The organism is Streptosporangium sp. NPDC049046, assembly GCF_040649155.1.
Lineage (GTDB): Bacteria > Actinomycetota > Actinomycetes > Streptosporangiales > Streptosporangiaceae > Streptosporangium.
Genome location: NZ_JBEZEZ010000078.1, coordinates 1 through 4405 on the forward strand (window position 1 = coordinate 1; position 4405 = coordinate 4405).

5 protein-coding genes are annotated in these 4405 nt (G+C 68.4%); all 5 read right to left on the reverse strand.

Translation table 11 applies throughout. The features are described 5' to 3' along the window. Nucleotides 1-85: 85 nt before the first annotated feature. Nucleotides 86-1525 carry an MFS transporter gene (locus AB0B96_RS40710; protein ID WP_362907649.1) on the reverse strand — a complete coding sequence of 480 codons (1440 nt, stop codon included), beginning with the start codon at nucleotides 1523-1525 and terminating at the stop codon, nucleotides 86-88. Nucleotides 1526-2021: 496 nt separating this feature from the next. Continuing rightward, nucleotides 2022-2225, reverse strand: a complete 204-nt coding sequence (locus AB0B96_RS40715) for a hypothetical protein (RefSeq protein WP_362907651.1) — start codon at nucleotides 2223-2225, stop codon at nucleotides 2022-2024. Between the two features lie 105 nt (nucleotides 2226-2330). Further along, complete coding sequence (locus tag AB0B96_RS40720; RefSeq protein WP_362907653.1) at nucleotides 2331-2660, reverse strand: metalloregulator ArsR/SmtB family transcription factor; 330 nt, start codon at nucleotides 2658-2660, stop codon at nucleotides 2331-2333. Beyond that, the gene (locus tag AB0B96_RS40725; protein WP_362907655.1) at nucleotides 2647-3084 is read right to left on the reverse strand and encodes an SRPBCC domain-containing protein; all 438 of its coding nucleotides are present in this window, start codon (nucleotides 3082-3084) and stop codon (nucleotides 2647-2649) included. Before AB0B96_RS40725 ends, AB0B96_RS40720 begins: the two co-directional genes overlap by 14 nt. Before the next feature lie 190 nt (nucleotides 3085-3274). After that, nucleotides 3275-4030, reverse strand: coding sequence for a trypsin-like serine protease (locus AB0B96_RS40730; protein ID WP_362907657.1), 756 nt, complete (start codon nucleotides 4028-4030; stop codon nucleotides 3275-3277). Between the last annotated feature and the right edge of the window lie 375 nt (nucleotides 4031-4405).

Genomic DNA, 4405 nt, shown 5'->3' on the forward strand with positions numbered 1-4405 from the left:
GCTTCTCCCCCGGGCGGGGCCCGCCCCCGGCGTGCGCCGGGACCGGCCCTCTCCCTGTGAAGATCCGCCGAAGACCCGCCGAAGACTAGGCGCCGGCCACGGAGGCGGACCTGGCCTCCGGGACGGAAGCCGCGGGAGCGGCGGGAGCCGGCTTGCGCACCGCCGGAAGAACGGTCGCGGAGATGATCACGATCACCACGGAGAGCGCGGTGGAGAGCCAGAACGCCGTCTGGATCCCGTCGACGGAGATGCCCTGTCCCGTCCCGCCGACGAGCGAGGCCACCGCCACCGCGACGCCGAGGCACAGCCCGACCCCGAGCTGGCGGTTCGAGTTGTAGAGACCCGACGCGAGGCCCATCTGGGCACCGGCCACACCGGACGTGGCCGCCACCGCGGTGCTGATCATCATGACCGTCACACCGACGCCGAGCAGGACGCCTCCGGGCAGCACGTTCAGCAGGAACGAGCCGTTGGCGGGCGCGAGCGCCAGCACCAGCGAGCCGACGACCAGGAAGAGGGCGCCGACGACCAGCACCGGACGGGCTCCGATCCGCGCGGTCGTCTTCGCCACCGGCAGCGACGCCAGCACGACCACGAGGGCCTGCGGGAAGAACGCGAGCCCGGTGAGGATGGCCGAGAAGCCCAGGACCTGCTGCATGTAGAGCGTGATGAAGAACGTCGAGATGGACATGACGCCACCCGACAGGAACGCGACCAGGTTGCCGCCCGTCACCCCGCGGTTACGGAAGATCGAGAGCGGCACCAGCGGCGCGGACACGCGGGTCTGCACGAAGAGGAACACGACGAGCAGCGCGGCTCCCGCGATCAGCGGGGTCAGCACACCGGCGCTGCCCCAGCCCTCGTCGGAGGCGATGGTGAGGGCGTAGGCGATCGCGCACATGCTCGCGGTCACCAGGATGGCGCCGGGGACGTCGATGCGCGAGGAGCGCGTCGACACGCTGTCGTCGTCGAGGCGGATCGCGGCGCGCACGACCATCGCGATGCCGACCGGGACGTTGATGAACATGACGGCACGCCAGCCGAAGATCTCGGTCAGCACACCGCCGGCGAGCACGCCACCGGCGAAGCCCACCGAGGACACGGCGCCGAACACGCCCATGGCCTTGGCCCGCGCCTCCCCCTCGGGGAAGCCCGCACCGATCATCGCCAGCACGGCCGGAGCCACCGCCGCGGCCGAGAAGCCCTGCAGGGCGCGGGCGGCGATGAGCACGATGGAGGAGGTCGCGAAACCGCCCACCAGGGAGGCGATCGTGAAGATCGCGAGGCCCCACACGAACATGCGCTTGCGGCCGATGATGTCGCCCACGCGCCCGCCGAGCAGCAGGAAGCCGCCGTAGAACAGCGCGTACGCTCCGACGACCCAGGGCAGGGCGCCGGAGGTGAAGGACAGGTCGGTCTTGATCCATGGCAGCGCGACGTTCACGATCGCGAAGTCGAGCGTCAGCATGAACTGGGCGAGGCACAAAAGAAGCAGTGGTGGTGGCTTCTTAACCTGAGAGTCCATGATTTCTTTCTCCTGTCTCCTGGCACGGATTAGGCTATTCTCGGCGTCGATTTAAGCCCGTATGTTCCCGTGACGACCGATGACCCGAGTGGCTGTTTCGAGCACAACCGTCTCAATGGCACGCGGCCGGGCGAGCCGCTGTCGGCGCTCAGCAGCCGTCCGTGGATCGTGGGCGAATACGAACGCCTGCCGACAGGAGAAGCATGGTCTTGGCCGACAATTTTCACTCTCCTTGGCGTCGACATAATTGTTCCGGGTGTAAATCAATTATGTGGTCGCAGGCCAAGGGCGGCCAGAGCATCAATCATCAAAAGCGCGTGCATCTTTCATGCCGGCCAAGATGAATAATTCAGCAATCGGACGTCGCGGCATGAACTGCCTGCCGAGTTGCGGGCGGGTATGTCGGGCGGCCGGTCTCGCCGTGCCGGGCGCCCGAGAGGTCCGCTCTCTCCGCGAGACCCGAACGGGATCCGGTCCCGGCCGGGGTCGCGAGCGGTTACGGCGCCGGCACGGAGGCGTCGACGCGGCGCGGCTCAACCTGGTCGGCGAGGCGGCGCAGGGCCCTCGCGGTCAGTCGGCGTATGGCGTCGCCGCGCCGCCGTGGCGGGCGCTCGGGTCTTATGGGCGCGTTCGGGCGGGCGGACAGTACGTGGCGCCTGGTCGCCTTGTCGGCGAGGATCATCGCGACCGGATCGAACATCGGACGCTCCCTGTGGGTGCGGGCCACTGCGGGCGGGGCGACGAGGTTGACGGGTGGGACGACCCCGTGTGGCACGGGGTCGTCCCGGTGAGGGGGGTGGGCCCCTTACTTCAAGCGATCTCGCAGGGCTGCCAGGGGGCCGTCCCAGTCGCGGGCGAGGGCCGCGAGGAACTGCTGTGCCACCTTCATGGGCGCGGAGTTCAATCGGTAGCGGACCCGGCGCCGCTCTCCCGGCTCGGCCACCACCAGCCCCGCCTCGGCCAGCAGGGCGAGATGCTTGGCGATGGCCTGCCGGGTGATCGGCAGTTGGGCGGCCAGATCCGTGGCGGTGGCCGGCCCCCTGGCCGCGAGCGCGGCGAGGATCTCGCGCCTGCTCGGATCGGCCAGGGCGGTGAAGACCTCCTGCGCGACCGCCTCCGGATCAGGCTTGTCCATCGAGGTACGCAACCAGCTCACTCAGTTCGTTCGACCAGCCCTCCGTGTTGCCAGAGTAGGCGACCTTGTGCTCTTCGGCGTCCGGCAGTTGCGCGAACCCGCTCTCGACCATGGTCAGCGTGGTGCCGGTGCCGGTGGGCTCCAGGGTGAACTCCACGTAGGTGCGTCGTGGATCCCCGTCGGGAAGGCCGTAGACCGGCCAGGTGTAGCCGAAGACGCGCGGCGGTTCGAGGCGCTCGACGGTGAGGACGGCGGTGTCGCCGCTGTCCCAGGTGAGCTTGGCCTGGCCGCCGACGCGCAGATCGATCTCGGCGCGGTTGCCGAACCAGGTGCCCAGGCCCTCGGCGGTGGTGAGTGCCTCCCAGACTCGCTCCGGCGGGTGGGCCAGCTGGATCGTGCGCTCGATCTGGTCGGGGAATGTCATGTCCGCCTCCATGTAGCAACCAGTTGATTGCTATCCAACTTATAGCAATCAACTGGTTGCGTCAATCGAGGTGGTCCATGGCAGCCCGGTCGCCGGGGCGACCCGGCTTCGTGTGTGACGGGCCGGTCAGGTCCTGTGCGGTAAGGCCTGGTCGTGCGCCGAAGGGCCGTCCGGAGAGGCGATCGCCCGTTCAGGGGAGTGTGACGAACCTCTTGAGGAAACTCCGGGCCGCCGGGGTGTCCAGGCGATAGTCGTAGTTGATCTTCTTGCACGCCTCGTCCTCCCCGCTGATGGTCGTGGCCACGAGCAGGTCCGAGGTGGGTCCCCCCAGGAAGTTCGGGCCGCCGGAGTCGCCGAAGCAGGTGCTGCCGTCGCCCTTGGAGGGGTCCAGTGACAGTTTGAGCCAGTCGCGGGTGAGGGCCTCGAAGGAGATGGACGCCTGGTAGCGGGTGTCGGTGTAGGTCAGCCGTGTCCTGTGCTTGACCTTGACCGAGGCCATGGCGCCGTACCCGACCGGGGTGAATCTCATCGTCTTCAGGGTCTTGTCGGCCTTGAGGCGGTCGAGCAGTCCCTCGGTGGGCAACCTGGCGGGCGTGATGCCGGGGATCGCCGCGTCGAAGACGACGACGGCCATGTCATGAAGATCGGACTCGTCTTTGTAGCGTGAGTCGAGGACGTAGCGACCGGTGTAGATCTTGTCTCCCGGCCGGTAGCGGCTGGAGAAGGAGACCTGGGCGCTCTTCTGCCCCGGTTCCGCGCAGTGGGCGGCGGTGAGGAAGACGGTCGGCGAGATGAGCGTGCCGGTGCAGTAGGACCATGTGCCGTCATCGTTGGGCATGTCGCCGATGATCGCTCCCACCTGCGGGTGAACGGTCAGGTCGGGCGAACCATTCGTGATCGCCCGTGCCGGGGAGGCGGTGATCGTCGCGAGAGCGGCAGAAATCATGACAAAAGGGATGAAACGCACGCGGGAACTGTAGCCGTCCGAGGGTTACATTTGACACAGGACGCAGAAAGATCTACCCGTTGCCTGCCGGGCCCGCAGACGAGGAGTTCAGGGAAAGGCGCCGGTCACGGCGGCCGGGCCGGTCGGGGGCGCGTCGCGACCCTCCGGGCTCGGCGGCGTTCCGGCCGTCCCTTCGGTGCGCACCGGGGCGGGCTTCGCCGCGACCGGTGGACGGTCGCGGCGAAGCGCACGGTGATCAGGTCGGCGACCTCACACGTTCGTGATGGTCCACTGGTTGTTGGTGCTGTTGTTGGGGGCCCACATGGCGACGGTGGAGCCGGCGGTGCTGTTGCCCATGCCGTCGAGGGCGGTGTT

Bases quoted from the DNA above. Each gene is read 5' to 3' on its own strand.
- AB0B96_RS40710 (WP_362907649.1), bottom strand. From the start codon at position 1,525: ATGGACTCTCAGGTTAAGAAGCCACCACCACTGCTTCTTTTGTGCCTC.
- AB0B96_RS40715 (WP_362907651.1), bottom strand. From the start codon at position 2,225: ATGTTCGATCCGGTCGCGATGATCCTCGCCGACAAGGCGACCAGGCGC.
- AB0B96_RS40720 (WP_362907653.1), bottom strand. From the start codon at position 2,660: ATGGACAAGCCTGATCCGGAGGCGGTCGCGCAGGAGGTCTTCACCGCC.
- AB0B96_RS40725 (WP_362907655.1), bottom strand. From the start codon at position 3,084: ATGACATTCCCCGACCAGATCGAGCGCACGATCCAGCTGGCCCACCCG.
- AB0B96_RS40730 (WP_362907657.1), bottom strand. From the start codon at position 4,030: ATGATTTCTGCCGCTCTCGCGACGATCACCGCCTCCCCGGCACGGGCG.